The 17,215-nt window shown below is 47.2% G+C and carries 13 protein-coding genes; 2 read left to right on the top strand and 11 right to left on the bottom strand.

The window, feature by feature from the left end; genetic code table 11:
• Nucleotides 1-4: 4 nt before the first annotated feature.
• The 7 genes from AB4Z33_RS03655 to AB4Z33_RS03625 form a co-directional block, all read right to left on the bottom strand.
• Nucleotides 5-505 carry a hypothetical protein gene (locus tag AB4Z33_RS03655; RefSeq protein ID WP_442048603.1) on the bottom strand — a complete coding sequence of 167 codons (501 nt, stop codon included), beginning with the start codon at nt 503-505 and terminating at the stop codon, nt 5-7.
• Nucleotides 495-2,255: a sensor histidine kinase gene (locus AB4Z33_RS03650; RefSeq protein WP_442048602.1), complete on the bottom strand. Its 1,761-nt coding sequence runs from the start codon at nt 2,253-2,255 to the stop codon at nt 495-497. Before AB4Z33_RS03650 ends, AB4Z33_RS03655 begins: the two co-directional genes overlap by 11 nt.
• Nucleotides 2,252-2,932, bottom strand: a complete 681-nt coding sequence (locus AB4Z33_RS03645) for a response regulator transcription factor (RefSeq protein WP_442048601.1) — start codon at nt 2,930-2,932, stop codon at nt 2,252-2,254. Before AB4Z33_RS03645 ends, AB4Z33_RS03650 begins: the two co-directional genes overlap by 4 nt.
• A 217-nt stretch (nt 2,933-3,149) precedes the next feature.
• Nucleotides 3,150-4,286: a response regulator gene (locus AB4Z33_RS03640; RefSeq protein ID WP_442048600.1), complete on the bottom strand. Its 1,137-nt coding sequence runs from the start codon at nt 4,284-4,286 to the stop codon at nt 3,150-3,152.
• Entirely contained in the window at nt 4,283-6,085 is a 1,803-nt protein-coding gene (locus tag AB4Z33_RS03635) for a histidine kinase N-terminal 7TM domain-containing protein (RefSeq protein WP_442048599.1), read from the bottom strand. The genes AB4Z33_RS03640 and AB4Z33_RS03635 overlap by 4 nt, the downstream gene beginning before the upstream one ends.
• Before the next feature lie 129 nt (nt 6,086-6,214).
• Entirely contained in the window at nt 6,215-7,918 is a 1,704-nt protein-coding gene (locus AB4Z33_RS03630; protein WP_442048598.1) for an S-layer homology domain-containing protein, read from the bottom strand.
• 22 nt (nt 7,919-7,940) lie between these two features.
• A complete protein-coding gene (locus tag AB4Z33_RS03625; protein ID WP_442048597.1) occupies nt 7,941-10,268 on the bottom strand; it encodes a hemoblobin-interacting domain-containing protein in 2,328 nt (775 codons plus the stop codon).
• A gap of 684 nt (nt 10,269-10,952) precedes the next feature.
• On the opposite strand from AB4Z33_RS03625, the gene AB4Z33_RS03620 reads away from it, so the two are divergent.
• The gene (locus AB4Z33_RS03620) at nt 10,953-11,084 is read left to right on the top strand and encodes a hypothetical protein (RefSeq protein ID WP_442048596.1); all 132 of its coding nucleotides are present in this window, start codon (nt 10,953-10,955) and stop codon (nt 11,082-11,084) included.
• A 97-nt stretch (nt 11,085-11,181) separates the two neighbouring features.
• Nucleotides 11,182-11,895 carry a DUF4386 domain-containing protein gene (locus tag AB4Z33_RS03615; protein WP_442048595.1) on the top strand — a complete coding sequence of 238 codons (714 nt, stop codon included), beginning with the start codon at nt 11,182-11,184 and terminating at the stop codon, nt 11,893-11,895.
• Here AB4Z33_RS03615 and AB4Z33_RS03610 read toward each other — a convergent pair.
• From AB4Z33_RS03610 to helD, 4 genes are all read right to left on the bottom strand, one after another.
• A complete protein-coding gene (locus tag AB4Z33_RS03610) occupies nt 11,870-12,448 on the bottom strand; it encodes a Crp/Fnr family transcriptional regulator (protein ID WP_442048594.1) in 579 nt (192 codons plus the stop codon). The genes AB4Z33_RS03615 and AB4Z33_RS03610 overlap by 26 nt on opposite strands.
• A gap of 16 nt (nt 12,449-12,464) precedes the next feature.
• Nucleotides 12,465-14,015, bottom strand: coding sequence for a tetratricopeptide repeat protein (locus AB4Z33_RS03605; RefSeq protein WP_442048593.1), 1,551 nt, complete (start codon nt 14,013-14,015; stop codon nt 12,465-12,467).
• 5 nt (nt 14,016-14,020) lie between these two features.
• On the bottom strand, nt 14,021-14,473 hold the full coding sequence (locus AB4Z33_RS03600) for a helix-turn-helix domain-containing protein (protein WP_442048592.1): 453 nt from the start codon (nt 14,471-14,473) through the stop codon (nt 14,021-14,023).
• A gap of 171 nt (nt 14,474-14,644) precedes the next feature.
• Nucleotides 14,645-17,065 (bottom strand): RNA polymerase recycling motor HelD, encoded by a 2,421-nt coding sequence (gene helD, locus AB4Z33_RS03595; protein ID WP_442048667.1) that lies wholly within the window; start codon nt 17,063-17,065, stop codon nt 14,645-14,647.
• Nucleotides 17,066-17,215: the final 150 nt, after the last annotated feature.

Here is a 17,215-nt window from a genome sequence, read left to right as displayed (position 1 = left end):
GATATCAGTTCAACGTGATCTCTTTCTTCCAAGTCAGCTCCTTGCCCGCTTCATTTCTGAAGATGAAGATAACCTCGCCCTTCTCATCCTTCATCGTATCCGGATAGAAGAAACCCATGAATTGTCCGTCTCCGCTAATATAAAATCCGTCTTCTCCGTTGCCTCCATGGGCAATTGCATCCTGGATGGAATTAATGATTTTGTTAGACCCGGAAACCCACTGCATTTCTGCTAGAGCATATCCTTCAGGAAGCTGCTTCACTGTAAAATCAAAGCTATTCCCTTCGATTGGCTTCGGGGTCTGATCAATGATGATCAAAATTTCGTTATCTGCGTCTGCCTTATCGTCGTCGGCTGGTTTATCGGTATTCGCCGGACTGGAAGCCTCCGGCTTCGACGTCGCCGCGTCCGCAGGCGCTTCGGCGCCCGTTTTCGTGCCGCATGCACTGGCTAGAAGAAGCACCAGCATAGTGAATACGAGTAACATATATTTTTTAGCTTTCATTGGGATTTTCCCTGCTTTCGTTTAAGTTAAAAGAAAAGGCAACGCCTGATATCGTGTTCGTCGCACCATACTCGCTCCCGTGCAGCTCTAGAATATGCTTCACAATGGCAAGTCCAAGACCCGTCCCGCCGGATTTGCGATCCCGGGAACGCTCGGCCCGGTAGAATTGATCCCATATTCGGCTCAAATCTTCCTCGGCAATGGGCGACCCTAAATTTTCAATCGTTGTCGATACTTTACCTCCGGATGTTCGTCTAACACTGATTGTAATGGTACTATTCTGCGTCGCATGACGGATGGCATTGCTCAGTAAGTTTAATACGACCTGCTCCATCCTTCTAGCGTCCGCCATAACGAACATTGGTTTCTCTTCATCCACGATGAATCGAATGGCTAGCTGCCTGCTCTCCAACTGCTGGTCGAACGAATCGGCCGCCTTCCGAATGAGAGTCGTCAGCAATAGTCGTCTAGGCTGCAACTGGACAGCCTTCACCTCGAATTTGGAAAGCTCCAGCATATCCATTATGAGCGCATTCATCCGATCCGTCTCATTCACGATTAAGGCTAGATATCGGTCTCTCTTGTCGCTTGCCACCTCGTCCTGCAGCCCTTCCGCAAACCCTTTGACGATACCAAGCGGAGTCTTGAGCTCATGGGATATGTTCGCGATCAGCTCTTTGCGAAGCTCCTCGGACCTTTCCTTCTCTCTCATATCCTGCTGCATCTGCACATTGGCAAGCGTAAGCTCTTGCAAGGCGCTGTCCAGATTTCGAGATAATAAAGTCATATTGCGCGATAGCTCGCCGAACTCATCCTTCGAATGAATCGAGGGCTGCTCGGTAAAGTCCAGCCGTGCGAGGCGCTCTGCCGTGTGGCTTAGCTGCACGAGCGGACGCGAGACGATTTTCGAATAGACCATGGACAGAAGAATGACGAGCACGACGATGATCGGCGCGATATAGAAGACGTATTGCTTCAATATCCCGACCGCTTCCCCGACAGGCTGGAGGGAGGTCATCGCAATAAAGTAACGCGCTCCATGGCTGTCATCCGGCAATGCTCGGATGAGCACGGCATACTCAACTCCGCTCCAGTCATCCCTCCAATTCATCTGTATGACTGAGCCGCTTTGGAGACGAGTAAGATAAGAGTCTACTTCCGGCACCCAATCGCTAAGCGCATCGTCAATTATCGTATCTTGATAAAGAGGGTTGTACGAGCGTTTCTCGGGCAGCAGCACATCGGTAATTTTCCCTGTCACGCGTACCATACCGACTTCAGGCTCGGAGCTATTCGGACTTATAACGACCGGATGCAGTACGGTATCCTTCTCATCCATGAAGATTCCGTCTACCGCCAGCTCATCCCCGGGCTGAAGCCCTTGCGGGATTGCATCCATCGTCATCCCTGCTGTCGGAATAAGGATCGTAACGAGCTTGCTCCCCGTCTCCAGCTTCACATAATAAGGATTCAACGTTAAACGTTCGAACCGGCTATTCAAGACCGCCGTGCTCGCATCGTTCTCATTCATGAATGTGCCGAGCAGCGGCGAGACGAGACGTTCATTCTCTTCAGATTGACGGTACCGTTCGGCGAATTGATTCATATTCCGCTCAAGGGCATCCACCTTGGATGCGCGGTAGAACCGTTCGAAAAACAAGCCTTCCGCAAGCATGACTAAGGAAAAAACAAGTAAGATATGAACGGACGTGACAACGAACAGCTTACGAACGACACTATGCTTTCTCATGCTTCCAGCTCGAACTTGTAGCCAACACGAATGACGGTACGAATGTATCGACCTTCATCTCCGAGCTTGGCCCTAAGCTTCTTAACATGCGTATCTACCGTGCGCAAGTCGCCATAATAATCGTAACCCCATACCGCATCCAAAATATATTCTCGGGACAATACCTTTCCATAATGCTTGGTGAGGAAGAGCAGCAATTCATACTCCTTCGGCGACAATGGAATCGCCGCTCCCGCTACGGTTACCGTATGAGCCATTCGATTGATGAGCAGGTCGCCATAGGCGAGCACATTGCCTTGCTGCCCCATCGTTCCCTCCTTCCGCTTCATTAACGCGGTTGCCCGAGCAACCAGCACTCTCGGACTCAAAGGCTTCGTTACATATTCGTCTGCTCCAAGCTCAAAACCCATCATTTGATCATCGTCTTCCGACCGTGCCGTAATAATGATGATCGGAACATCGGATTTCTCTCGAATGCGCCTGCATAACGACCAGCCGTCCATTTCCGGCATCATAATGTCTAGGACGACAAGGTCGACGGAAGTCCGTTCGAATAATTCCAGCCCGACTCTCCCGTTCTCCGCCTCGTACACCTGCCACTGTTCTTTTTTGAAATAGTCCGTTATAAATTCACGCATAAGCATATCGTCTTCGACTAATAGTATCTTCCGATTCATGGCAGTACGCTCCGTATCTACACGCTATCTTTGTTCCATAATGTAAGCCTGGACAGCAATTCTTATACCCTATCTATTAAACCGATCCTTATTTGACTGACTCACCTCCGCGTGTTCTTCTAAGTGTAAATATAGAGGACTGCTGTGTACATCGTGTGTACGTTGCAAGAAGGTTGGATGTACAACCAAAAAGGCCACCTCGCGGTGACCCCATCTCTTACAAATCCATATTGTCCAACAACTGCTCGTACAGCACCGTAACCTCTCTGGACGGTGCTACACCTATTTCTTGCTGCAGCCTTTCAACGAATTGCAGGTAATGCAACGTTAGCGCTTCTTTGTGTTTCTGCATGGCCAACGCCTTCATAAGCTGCATAATCGTTTCTTCATCTATCGGATTGCGCCCCTTGAGCTTCAGAAGGAGCCGAACGGCTGTATCCATATCTCCGTTATCATAGAGGGCCTGACATAATCGTCGACAGAAGGAATGATACATCAATGATACTCGCTCCACTTCGTTCAATGCCCAATTAAAAGCATACTCTCCGAAAAGCTCTCCCGTATATGACTGTTCGAGCTGCAAAGCCTGATCGATATTCACTTCATTGACGATAGCCATCTTCCTAATATCCTCTTCAAAGATATGAAAATCGACACGCACACGGCTAAGATTAAGTCCGTAATGGCTAATATCCGAATGCAGGCTTTCCTTTAACCCGTACTGATCCAGCACTTTGCGCAGCTTATATACCGTTGTATTTAAGTATATTTCCGCGTTTTTCTGCTCCATGCCGCTGAATATATCGTCGATCAGTCTCGCCCTGGATACAAGCCTGCCTCTGTGCATAAGCAAATAACCGAATAGCTCTGCGCTTTTACTTGATTTCCATTTGACCCTGTTACCCTGCTCGCTTCGAATATCGATTCCGCCCAAGCAATTAAATAAAACGGTCTCGGATATCTGCTTCGAATCCGCATGGAGCACGCGCTCAGAATGACTCTCTGCCAGAGCCCTTTGAACGGTTTTTTGAAGCCTTTCCTGAACAACGGGCTTCACAATATAATCAAAGGCATATACGTCGAAAGCGTGCAGCGCATAATCCTTGTGGGAGGTTATAAATACGAGCTTCGTTTGTTTGCCGCTCTCCCGCAGCCTCTCGGCAAACTCTAATCCGCTTTCCCTTGGCATGCTGATATCTAGAAAGACGATGTCTACCTCATGGTTCTTCATATATGTAAATGCGGTTCCCGTCTCCAGAAAGAAACCCGCTATTTCAATGCCTTCCATTTTACCCAGCATTCGCTTCAGAATTAAGTGCATCGCCTTCTCATCGTCGATCACAATAACTTTCATAGGGCTTCTCCTCCAATGCTCAAGGCTCGCGCTGGTAATGATTCCCGGGAAGCTGGAATAGAGAAATAAAACGTGCTTCCCTGCTCAGGAGCGCTGTCGAACCATATTTCCCCGCCGTTTAATCGGACGAACTCCCTGCACATGGCCAGCCCTAGACCTACACCCCGCTCTCCGGCTGTCCCCACAGATGAGCTCGGATACGTTTCGTTAAGTAACGTTCGGGCTTGATCAGGGGATATCCCTTCTCCCGTATCGCTTATAGCTACGATCATTTGATTGCCCTTCACGCTTGCTTTCAACGTAATTCTACCGCCGAGATCTGTAAATTTAATCGCATTGGACAGCAGGTTTCGAATAATTAAATCAAGCATTTCCTTATCGGCATACACGTACGAGCGGTCTGGTATATCAGATACGATTTGGATGCGCTTTCCTTCGCTGCGAACATGCAGTAAACGCAAGTTTTGCTGCACCACATGACCTAAATCCCTTTCCATGGGGTGAAAAACAAAACCCTTTTGTTGACTGCGAAACCAATCCAGCAAGCTCTCCACTAAAATAAACGTGTTCTCGATTTGTTGTTTCATTTCCAACACGATTTCATCCGGGCTTTCTCCCCGTGCATGGATTTCTTCCTCCATTAATTCCATCAAGTTGATGAGTACGGCGAGAGGATCGCGGATATCATGCGCGACCACATTGAACATTTTATCCTTGAACGTATTCAGCTCACTCAGCTTTCTTGCATTCTCCAGCACTTTCTCCTCGGAGCGCACCATTTCCGTCACATCGCTTAATAGAAGCGCTTTGCCGACCGGCTTTTGATTTTTATTATTGAAATAAAATAGATGGACATTATAAAAAGCGACGGCCTCCGAATCTACAAGGCGCACTCTGCTTTCTAAGGAAGGCTTTTGAATCGTTTTGGCTAACAACACGGGGTATTGGGCTAATATTTGGTCAGCAGGCTGGCCGATTAACAATTTGTTCAATCCACCAATTATACGTTCCGCCGACTGATTATAGCTTGTTAGAATATTGTCCATATCCATTATGATAACTGCATCCTGCATCGATTCGAATACCTTTTGCGATGCCAGAGGAGCTAGTCTCAGCATGTTGAATTGATAAATACCCCACATATAGAATACACCTGACAATACAAATCCAAAGGGTGATAGATCGATAGGCATATCAATCAACCCGCTTAAGTAAACCAAAGTGAATCCGTAGGGCCCCCACGAACCAATAATCATAAAGGCGATTTGTTTTTTCATACGGGGCGTAGCTTTCATGAACATTTGGATCAACATAACCATGCCTATTACAAATAGGGAATAGGCATATACAACATGAATATAGTACAGCGGTCCCTTTGCCAAGACGGCGAGCGGCATGCCTCTCCATTCATCGATCGTCATACTCGTATAGAAAAAATGATGCCACTCGTTCGTCAAATGAGCGATATAGGTAATAATAGGACTGACCATCAGCCATGCAACAACTTTTCTGCTCACCCATGCTTGCCGGCCCGTATATTGCAGCACCATTATTCCCCAAAATACAGTAGAGAAAGAAATTCCGATGTATTCCAGACGAAGCCAGAAACGAATATGCTCCAAATTGATGCTAATGATCTCAAAGGCATATCCCAACGAATAAAACGCGCTGACCAGCATACCCAGTCCATAGCTTCTTGCAATGGGAAGTTCTCTCTTATTCCAGGATAGGTAGGAAATAATTAATGTACAGCAGGTAGCTGCGATGAGTAGAGCTGATAAATACAAGTTATATTGCACCGATGCCAGCTCCCGACAAAATATGTGATGTTTCGCTATGCAACTAATGTTAACAGAATATAGAATTTAATCTACAAAAAAGAGTGCCAACCAAAGGCTAGCACTCCCTTTCAACGAACTTTCTGCCGTTTAGTTTATAAAGGCTGCATATTGCAATAACCGCTTCAGCATGACAACCGCTTCAGCACGAGTAGCATTTGCCGAAGGAGCAAACGACCCGTCTGTCCGACCTGTAATGATCTTCGCTTCAATGGATTGCGCTACAGACTTCTGCGCCCAGCTGCTTATGTCTTCATAATCAGTGAATACAGCCAAAGATTGATTGTGCTGCTCTTCGACATGAACCGTTTTGCCTGCTGCTGTTATAGCTCTTGCCACCATAACGGCCATTTGTTCACGAGTAATCGTATCGTTTGGCTTGAAGCTGTTATCGTTATAGCCTTCAACCAGCTTAGCTTTCACAGCTGCGCCGATGGCGCCAGCGAACCAATCGTCCGTGCTTACATCCTTGAAATTAGTGGAAGGCGTTTCCACCGACAAGCCTAAGGAACGGACTAATAATGCTGTGAATTCCGCTCTCGTAATTGGTTTGTTCGGAGCAAACTGGTTATCCGAAACGCCCTTAACGATCAGCTTGGAAGCCAGCAGTTCAATATCCTTGTTAGCCCAATGGGTGCTGGTATCATTAAATGTTCTCGTTAGGGAAAGGGCGGTATATATACTGTTGCCGTTCCGTTTAAACGTAATCTTTGTCGTGCCGTCTTTCTGCTTTTCGAACGTAGCCGGTACGAAGGAAAATTGACCTGTCACCGGATCGTACAGAACAACGGTTGCATGAGCATTATCCGCCGTGCTGTCCAATACGATGTTTCTATCGACATAGACAGATCCGAATTGGTTCAACTCGATTGATTTTCCATTACCTGCAACGGTGATCGTGAATTGAATAGCCACTCCAAGCTGGGAAGCGTCCAAATCAAGCGCCTTTTCTTTAATCTGGGCATTGATATCCGCCGCAACTGTCGAAATATTCACTTGGATACTGATCTTATCCAGTGTAGTGCCCAAACTTTGCGCAAGTGCAGCAAAATCGATAATACTTAGAGGCAAAGAATACTCCCCGTCCATCGTTTGCAAGGAAACAATCGTGTCCGGCGCGCCTTGTGCAGCAGCAGCCAGGATTGCTGCCGATAGATTGAACTCAACGCCCTCTCCTGGTTTATTGCTGTAAGCAATATAAACAATCGGAGTATCACCATGGTTATCCTGACGCGCCGCTTCGGCGAGGGCAGCAGCAAGAGCAGCATCGTCTTGCTTAACAATGTTTGTTACTCGACCATTCGCATCCTTTGAAGGATCGACAACATTGTTGCTGGTATCAACGACAACCGGATTGGCATTCGTTTCACCCGGCGTTACAGGACGGCTCGTATCAGGTGCTGTTTCAGGAGGCGTAATCGTTCCTATCGGATCACCGCCACCACCTGTACTAGCCGACTTAACAACAAAGTCCACCGTGTCGACTTGGTCCGCCTGTCCGGCAACGACCTTATACGTTCCTTTAGCCTCGCTGTCGGCAAGAGTAAACGAAACGGAAAATTGTCCGCCGCTTGTTTGTACGATATCGTAAAACAAAACGCTGTTGCTAGGACGCAGCACTTTAACAATGACTTCAGTCAGCGTAGTTGTGCCGGAAATAACAACGGAGTCGCCCTGCTCAACTGCTGCAATCGGATTTAACTCGATCTCAGAACTGCTCGCATAAGCTGCAACAGGAACTAGAGATAAACAAAGCATAAGAGCTAGTAGGATACTTAGCTTGCGGAATTTCACTTGTTGGTTCCTCCTTTTCCAATTAGTTAGGATAGTTGTTTTCGGCCGCTTGGATTAGAGCCAGTTCAAATTCGCTTTGCGTCTTCACCGTAGCTAGATTTAATCCGACATAAGCAGGATCGTTGTTATAATGGCTGACTACATAAGCTTTGACCGTGTAATCTGAATTTGTAGCCGCATCGCTCACGTTGAAATTGGCGGAATACGTGCCTGTGCCGATTTTCAAATCTGCTGCTACGATGCTAACCGGCGTTTGTCCGTCGAACAATTCGAAGATAATCGTTTGATTGCCGATGGTGTCGTCATTATAGGCATTGCTAAGCAAATTTAATGTAGCCGTAATGCCGTTTGTTGCGGTTACTACCGGAGCCGTAATATAGAATAGTTCGGACGATCGATAGCTGTTTCCGCTGAGCTCTTTTTCGCTATAGCCCGCCGCATTAATTCGAATATAATAATAGCTGCCCTCTTGGAAAACACCTTGCTTAACTATGAACTTACCCTCAGATAAAACATATTCCGAGCTGTTTAACTGTCTATATGTGTCGTAATTATTATCATAAATCATGACCGAGCCTACATTGGATCTCCAATCGGAATTGTCCTCGAATACGAATTCGCTTGCTGCGTTGCTAAGGAAATAGCCTGTCATATCAGGMGTGTTATAAGCAATCGCTTCATTTAATTCAATATTGGCGTCTCCATATCCATGAACATCCCTTACTGTATTCGCAGCGATCTTGACTCTTATCGAGCCGCCTGTTTTCCGCTCGGCAAAAATAATCATTATTTTATCCTCTGCCATCGTTACAACATCATCTGCTTCTAAGGGCGAGAAGGTTAATCCGTTATCCATTGATAGGGTAATACGATCTTTCAAGTGCGAGCCCTGTGCATCAAGAGTAAGATCGACTAATTCGCCCGAGCGCGTGCTGATATCAATACTTAAGAAACGGCCGTCTTTCGAGAAATATCCTGAATTAATATAAGGATGTATATAGTCGTCCACGTTAACCCATTGAGTCTCAATCTGACCATTATACATATTTCCAGCCCTATCACTCATGACGTTCATTCCATAGAAGTAAAAAACACTGACACTGCCGGCTGGTAAAGTTGGGAAGTGAATGTTTACGACAGAACCGGAGATGGTCACCGTCGCATCCGCAGGAAGCCCGTGATAATATCCGTAGTAATTTAGATACAGCCTTACACTTTGTTTGAAATACGCGATGTCTTCTTCATTGATCGTTACCTCTTCGTCAAAGATCAAAGCTAAATCATGCAAGGAATTGGTAAATAAATAATTCACAAGCTTAGGCGGCGTTTGATCGTCTTCCAGCTCATGGGCTTGAATCAAAGCCGATGCTCGGGAGCTATTCTGAACATTCCCGTAAGCGTCCTTAAGCGTATTGCCCTGTATAATGATTTGATTGGAATCCCCGTACAAAGCCGTTGCAAAGTGAATATGCAGTTGGTTGGCAACAATCGATACGGTATCGCCTTCTGCTAAGCCCTCGCTGTTTGAATTGGTGTTTCTTGCTAAGTAAATATAGTTCTTTAAGTAGTTATTTGTATGGTCAAACACATTCTTATTGAAAGTAATCGTTACATCACGATTGTCGCTGCTAATTTCGGCGCTTTCGATGACAGGAGGACTAACCTGTACATTCATTTCCGCATTCAGGTTGCCTGCTTCATCTATTAAAGTGCCGGCTGCGATTTTGATAACCGTATTCGGGCCTGCAATGATGCTCACATCGTTATCATAGGACAAGTAAATTTGAGCTGCATCTTCTTGGTAGGCCTGGCCAGCTTGCGAAGTAAAGGGTACGAACGCTCCCCCCTCAGACGAAATACTAATGCGGCTTGCTAAGAAAGTATCGGCATTGCCCCCGTTAGGCACATTAATCGTAAAACTCTCATCAAATTTCAAATACACATCATCGCCATCGGACGATTCGGCGCCCACAAAAGCTGGCGGAGTAATATCGTGTGCCGTGATATTGTTGACGGTTATGTCAGCAACCGAGCTGACGCTGTCTCTATTCATAACGGAGCCCGCCTTAACCGTAACGGCATTGGAGGCACCCTCGAGCGCCGTATCGAGCGTAATAACTAATCGGCTGACTTCCTCTTCCTCATCCTCTATTATACTGATTTCATTGTCAGCATCGTCCGTTAAAAGACTAACAGCTGTATCGGAACCCGAACGTTCAATTTCAATGTTCGATATTAGATCGACCAAAGAAACCGTTGGAGTCGCATACGTATTAAACGTAACGGTTACAGTAGTGTTGTCGCCGCTTACTGCTGCTGTTGCCGATGTAATAGAATCAGCTCCAGCCATTGCGTGACTTGCTCCAGGAAAGACCGTCAAAACTGTGGTCAATACCATGACAACTGCCATCCATTGTGACATCATTCGCTTAATGCTTGAATTGCTTTTCCCATCTCTTATTACCATGTCTTTTCTCCACTCCCAATTAATAAAAATTAAAAAAATTTGTTTTGTACCCATGATGTAGACAAGTATATTGCTTCCCGATGACTACAAAATGACAAACTACGACATAAAAACATGCAACAAGACAAGGCGAATTAGCTTATGCCGTCCTTTGGTGGCGGGTCAAAAAACGATCTCCCACATTCTGTTGAGAGGGAGATCGCTTAGTGGTAGCCCTTTTGTACGTATGCAGCTAGCCGTTAGCCAGACTGCTATGTTGGATTTTTGCAGTAACTTAAGTGGAAATTCATGGTGGAGAAGCTGAGTCCGTATACTTGTGTAATAAGCTAGGATCTCATCGGAAGAGGGCCAAGCGGGCCGTCGAGGCCGGCGAGCAATTAGTGAGGATCGCGGAGGAAAGAGCAACTCTCCATATGGTCGGCTATCACAAACGTTCCGACCCCGCGATGGAGCACGCAGGAATGGAAGCAAAGCGTTGAATACGGCAAACTGCAATAAACGGGGAAAGCGACAGCGGCATCACCGTTGCGCTGGAGATGGCCCCTTACCACACCTCGATCGAGTGGCATGAAAGCTTGCTCGTCTGCTTCGATCGCTGCCGTACGCGGCGAGCGCCCGGCCCCTTGCGAATCGAAGGAAGCGCTGGAGGACCTCAAGATCGCCAGAGAGTATATTCGTTTGATGCGGCAATACCGATAGAAATGATTTTTTGTTGTCCGTCTTGATTTAAGTCAATGCCTCCCTATGATCCTCCAAGTATGATGAAACCATATTGGATAATAGGGAGGTTGTTTAAATGATTCATATTCAAGCCGAAAACTCCGGTCATCGACCATCCGCTCTAGCTGCCGGCATAACGCTAATCATTATGGCCATCGCGGCGTTTTTTTGTTATGGCTATGCTCATGGAAGTCTGGTCGTACAGGGGGACCCCGCCGCTACATGGGATAATCTCCTATCGTCGGAGCTCCTGTTCAAAGCCGAGATCCTGGGCTGGCTCCTGATCCTGATTTGCGATATCGTAGTCGCCTGGGCTTTCTACGTTCTGCTTAAACCGATCAACAAGAACATTTCCTTGCTAGGCGCCTGCTTCCGTCTTATTTATACGGCTATATTGGGCGTTGCCCTGCTCAATCTCATTTTTGTCATGCTGCTCGCTTATAATCCTTACTATTTATCCGCACTAAAGACGGATCATCTCCAAGCATATGTGATGCTTTCACTGGAAGCCTTCGAAACGATGTGGTCGATCGGCTTAGTTATTTTCGGCGGACATCTCATGATTGTCGGTTATCTGGCTCTGAAATCAAACCATATACCTAAGATCCTCGGTGTCCTCATGCTGCTTGCTTCCTTCGGCTATATAACCATTCACTTAGGCACCGCGCTTCTACCACAATACGATCAAATGATATCGATCCTTAATTATGTATTTATCGCTCCCATGACAGCCGGAGAATTGGGTTTTGGGATATGGCTGCTGTTCAGAGGATGGAAACCCGCTTCTTAATTCGGCTTAATGACTCCGGAGTCATTCCGAGATAACTCGCTAATTGATGCTGGGGCACGCGATCGATCAGCTGGGGGCGGTTTCGCAATAGAGCTTTAAACCTTTCTTCGGGCGTAGAAGCGACAAACGAAGCGAATTCCTCCTGTACAAGGCCAAAAAACTGCTCTACCATGATGCGGGTCATCGATTCCAATTGGTTGTATCGGCTGTACATGTCCCTTTCATGTTCAAGTATGCCAACAACTAATACCGAATCTTCAAGGCATGTAAACGTGTAATCCGAAGACTTATCCTGCTTATGGTGATTGAAGACCGAGATCGCTTGCTCTTCGGTATAAAAATTAGACGTAACCTCTTTCCCAAACTCATTAACGGAATATTGCCTGATGCAGCCTTTCAACACGAAATAACATTTGGAAGGAACGTCTCCCTGCGCAAGGAGAACGGTTCCTTTTTTGTATGACTCGATGGGGATTTGTTGGGCGATTTCCCGCTGTTCTTCGTCGCTAAGCGTTGTAAACTTGGTCATGTACTCGAACAATATACGCTCCATGCCCGACTCCCTCCTCCTACTTCAACCGGTTCAACAACGCCAAACCCTCATCATGATCAGGTTCCAGCTTTAACAATTCCCTCGTGTAACGCGAAGCCTCTTCATCCATCTCAAGCTCCAAACAACAAATAGCCAAATAATAATATAAGGTTGAAATGCGTTCAGCCTGGTCTTCATGGACCGATACCTCCAAGAAAAACATGGCATCTTCGTACATTTCCATCTCGAACAGCACCATTCCGGCATTGAGCGCCAGATCGTTGCGATGCTCGATGTCATAATACGATGACCACATGAGCTGTATGCCTCTCCATATATCCTGCATTTCTTCATCGTTCGCATCCGGCAACAGACGGGAGAGCTGCTTTTTACTCTGAATGAAAAATTCCGCATCATAGCCGCCCAAGCGCCAAAAGCTTAACAGCTGCTGGAAACCCATGCTTCCTAGATGAAGATCTACCCATTCCTTCAGGCTGAAAAATTCGTCCGGGCCAAAACGTTCGATCGACCGTCGATAAGCTAATCTTGTATTGCCATATCCCGTCGGCTCATCGGTGTGTATCAGGCAGCCCACATTTATGTTTTTATAATGATGCGAGGGAAACAAAACGGCAGCACCCTGTTGTTCGAATACATGATTTATCGCATGGTAGTTGGCTGTAAGCGAGAAGCTTCCATGTACGACCAACTCAGGCGGATCTGCGAACTTCCAGTTATCAAGCAAGTGATCGCCTTTGTCCGCCGTCAGCAACAGAAAGCCCTCACGGGAAAGCAAATTCATTCTTTCCAAACAAGTGATTCCAACCTCAGGGAACAAAATATGCGAGTCCTCTAGCTGCTCCTGATACACCCTAATCACATCGCGGTATGGATAATCCTCTGCTTCGTACTCCGGTGTACGTCTATGCTCATAATGCAGCTCTATTTGATCCAATAGCTGTGTCGGCGTAAGAGACTCTCTATCCTCTGGATATTCAACAAACACATCTGCCTCATAAATCTGGCCGTCACCGACATAAAGCAGCTCTTGCGGAATACTGTCAAAGAAGTAGTTGGCAACGATAACTATCGGTTGCTGCAGATCGCCCTCACTAACGGTTGTGCCGGACATCACGAGGTTTAATTCGGTATCGTGAACCGCATCGAAACGAGCAAAGTCGAGCAGCCCTTCGGCAATAAAAGCTTGCAGAGCAGGATGCTCCTTCCAAGCCATCACGTTGTGCATCGCCAAATCCGTCATAATATAACGGAACGAGGGCAATGAAATGCCTGCGTAGTCCCTTAATTGACATAGCTCATGCAGCACATGGTAAGCAAGACGTCCCGCCCCCGCTCCAAGCTCCACAATAAGTACAGGCTCTGAACGATATTTCTTAGCAGCCCGGTCTTGAAGAAAGCCAAATATCATTTCCGCATAAGCGGCAGCAATCATCGGATTACTCGTTATATATTGAGGCACCTGGTCATTATTCCATGCCCTTATTCCTTTTTGCTCATAATAGCTCCGCTGTATCTCCCATATAGGAGCTTCACTGAAGCGATATCGTTGTTGTTTCTCAATCGTCATATGCGCTAACCCTCTTTATATTTTTCTTTCAATACGCCGGAACCAATCCCCGCACCGATCATCAAGATCAACGGCCCAAAGTTCCAAATAAACCACCCGCCGTACAACACCATATCGAAGCCCGCCAATTTATTCAGTATGACAACCGCCAGCTTAATAATCAACAGAACGACGCCAATCAGAAATAAAACATCAAACATAAATTTCAGCCTTGGATATGCTAATTGCTTCCCGTCATGAATCACTTTTTTCGTCAACTCCTCATCGCTCCTTAATAGCTCGTCAATGGTCACTCCGAATAGATCGCTTACTTTAATAATGATTTCAATGCTCGGATAATTTTGATTGTTCTCCCACTTGGACACGGACTGCCGACTGACGAACAGCTTCTCGRCCAATTCCTCTTGCGACCAGCCTTTGTTTTTTCTCTCGATCTTCAACTTATCGCCAAATATCATATCAGCTATCACCTTCCCGCAATCTGTACCCCATTATTGTAAAATCCGATCCCAAAAGTAAAGCTACCTTTCGTTGCCGCCCTCCGCAACCTGCAGTTGCTATCAAGAAAAAAGCCTATTTGTGGGCTTCCTTCGAGGAATGCCTTACAAATAGACTCCTTACTTCATTTATTATTCCATCTCATACAGAGACGGATTCAATGATGCGATGTACGGTGTCCAATCTCCTGTCGTGTAAAGCAGAAGACGATGCATCGCTCGTGTACATGCCGTATAGAAGAGCTTCCGCTGGCTCTCCCGTTGGTACGACTCGGAAGAGGCATCGTAGATCAGCACCGCGTCGAACTCGACACCTTTGGCTAGATACGCAGGAATAACCATTACGCCTTTCTCAAAGGTAAGAGTCTCTTTCGTAATAAGCCGCAGCTCCCCACCGCCCTGTGCCTTCAATGCTTCATAAGCTTCACGGCTTTCCGCTGCAGTCTTCGTAATGATAGCGATGGAGTCGAAGCCTTCAGCTTGCAGTGCCGCAAGATCTTCATTGATTCGCGCCGCCCTCCTTGCATCATCGCCAGTCCTTAAGAGGTACGGCTTCGCACCGCTCCGCTCGAAAGGCACAATCTCTTCGCCAGGCAGCAGCGCCTTCGTGAACATTACAATCTCGCGGGTTGAACGATAGCTCCGAATAAGACGGATCAAGCTCGTGTCCTCTTCGCCGTAAAGCCGAATCAATGGCGAATCCGACTCGTGCAGATTCGTCGCTTGGGGGAAGATCGCCTGACCGAAATCGCCCAGCACCGTCATACTGGCCCTAGGAAACAGCTGCTTGAGGAACGAGAATTGGAAGGACGAATAGTCCTGACCTTCGTCGATAAATAGATGCCGAACCTCCATATTCATGCGAGTACCCTCTACGAGCTCTTTCAGATACAAGAACGGAGTCGCATCCTCGTAAAACAGTTCGTTCCGTTCCAGTTTCTCCTTCGTTTGCTTGCAGATTTCCGGCCAATGCGCAGGCACTTCAATCCCGCTTGTCATCTCCTGATAAGCGGCAGCATCACGGAACAACTGATTATAAAGCCCTACYACATCTATGAATACTAGCCTCTTCACGTCCCGTCTGAGCGGTTTGAAGGACTCCTTCACGATCATCCGGCGCAGCAGTTCCTCTTCTTCATCCTGCATTCGAAAGTCCGAATCATCGTCTTCATCCGCCTGCATTGCCTCCAGCATCTCCCTGTATTGTTCGTCGAAGGGCAGAACGACCGTTTCTTGCCCGTACTTCTTGCGCAGCATGCTGTAAGCCTCGGCATATTGGTCGTTGTCGAGATAGTCCAATTCATCCTGGACCCAGTTCGCGTCCTGCTCTTTACGTTCAAGTGACCGCAGCTCACCCATCAGCCATTCCTGCAGCAGAGCAACGCGATTAGCCAGTCGAATCGAACTGTCGTAGCTGTAGAACTGCAATTCGATTTGCTCCGTAGTGATCAGCTCCCGATCTCGAAGGCTAATGCCGCGGAATAACATGCCTTCCTTGCACAACCACTGCCCATAGCTTTGGAGTGCAGTCAGGAATGCTTCGGATGTCTTATATCGGATTCCGCTAAGCCGCGCTTCATAGCCCTCAGTACCTTCCCAACTTAGTACATACTCCATCTGCTCGAATGGGCTCTCTAGATTGAACGCAGTCCCTAACCAATGATCGAGATATTCCTGGAACGTCGTCTGCTGCATATTCTCTTCCCCGAGCTCCGGAAGAACCGTCGATACATAGCTGTTGAACATCGGATTAGGCGAGAAGAGGACAATTTGATCCGCCTTGAGCCTATTGCGGTATTTATATAATAAGTAGGCTACCCTCTGCAGTGCCGCAGACGTCTTTCCGCTGCCGGCTGCCCCTTGCACGATGAGCATTCGGCTCTTTACGTTGCGGATGATGGCATTCTGCTCCCTTTGGATGGTTGCTACGATGCTTTTCATTTGGTTATCGGCGCTCTTGCCAAGCACCTGCTGAAGCAACTCGTCGCCGATCGTTATGCTCGTATCGAACACATTGCGCAGCTGCCCGCCTTGGATCTGGTATTGCCGCTTCAGCGTCATCGTCCCCGAGACGGTGCCGCCCGGCGTTTCGTAGGCAGCCACCCCCGGCGAATGGTCATAATACATACTTGCAATAGGTGTTCGCCAGTCATACACCAGGAAGTCGATACCGTCTGCATCAACGAAGGATGCAACACCGATATAGATAGACTCGCTGGAACTTAGACCATCCTCATGAAAATCAATCCGGCCGAAATAAGGCGTCGGCAGCAGTCGCTTCATGCTCTTAAAGCGCAGCAGCCGTTGCCGATGGCTGCGCTCCCGCTCCGTCAATATTGCTTCTTGCTGCTTAATACTGTAGAAGCTGTCTTCGAAATCCTCATACGTGCTCGTGTTGATCGTAACTTCTTCCCAGAACCGCTTGCGAATGTCAGCTACCTGGTTCCGAAGGCCTGTCACCTCCGGCTCCAATTCGGCGATTGCCGATCGCAGCTTCTCCGTAACCAGATCCAGCCGCTCCTGCTCTTGCTGCCAATCGTTCTCGTTTACCATGTTCACGACCACGCTCCTTGCTTAAGTAGAATGAAGAAAATAACGTTTGACAAACAACGATTCCACATGCTACAATTATATTGTAGTTAAGATGCAATAAATCCGTTTCATTTAGAAATAAGGCAATCGTTTTGTAATCATATCACGTTA

The organism is Paenibacillus sp. 2TAB19 (genome assembly GCF_052115185.1).
Lineage (GTDB): Bacteria > Bacillota > Bacilli > Paenibacillales > Paenibacillaceae > Pristimantibacillus.
This window is presented reverse-complemented; position numbering and strand designations above follow the sequence as displayed.

Coding starts and splice junctions, on each gene's coding strand:
- AB4Z33_RS03655 (WP_442048603.1), bottom strand. CDS start 505: ATGAAAGCTAAAAAATATATGTTACTCGTATTCACTATGCTGGTGCTT.
- AB4Z33_RS03650 (WP_442048602.1), bottom strand. CDS start 2,255: ATGAGAAAGCATAGTGTCGTTCGTAAGCTGTTCGTTGTCACGTCCGTT.
- AB4Z33_RS03645 (WP_442048601.1), bottom strand. CDS start 2,932: ATGAATCGGAAGATACTATTAGTCGAAGACGATATGCTTATGCGTGAA.
- AB4Z33_RS03640 (WP_442048600.1), bottom strand. CDS start 4,286: ATGAAAGTTATTGTGATCGACGATGAGAAGGCGATGCACTTAATTCTG.
- AB4Z33_RS03620 (WP_442048596.1), top strand. CDS start 10,953: ATGAAAGCTTGCTCGTCTGCTTCGATCGCTGCCGTACGCGGCGAGCGC.
- AB4Z33_RS03615 (WP_442048595.1), top strand. CDS start 11,182: ATGATTCATATTCAAGCCGAAAACTCCGGTCATCGACCATCCGCTCTA.
- AB4Z33_RS03610 (WP_442048594.1), bottom strand. CDS start 12,448: ATGGAGCGTATATTGTTCGAGTACATGACCAAGTTTACAACGCTTAGC.
- AB4Z33_RS03605 (WP_442048593.1), bottom strand. CDS start 14,015: ATGACGATTGAGAAACAACAACGATATCGCTTCAGTGAAGCTCCTATA.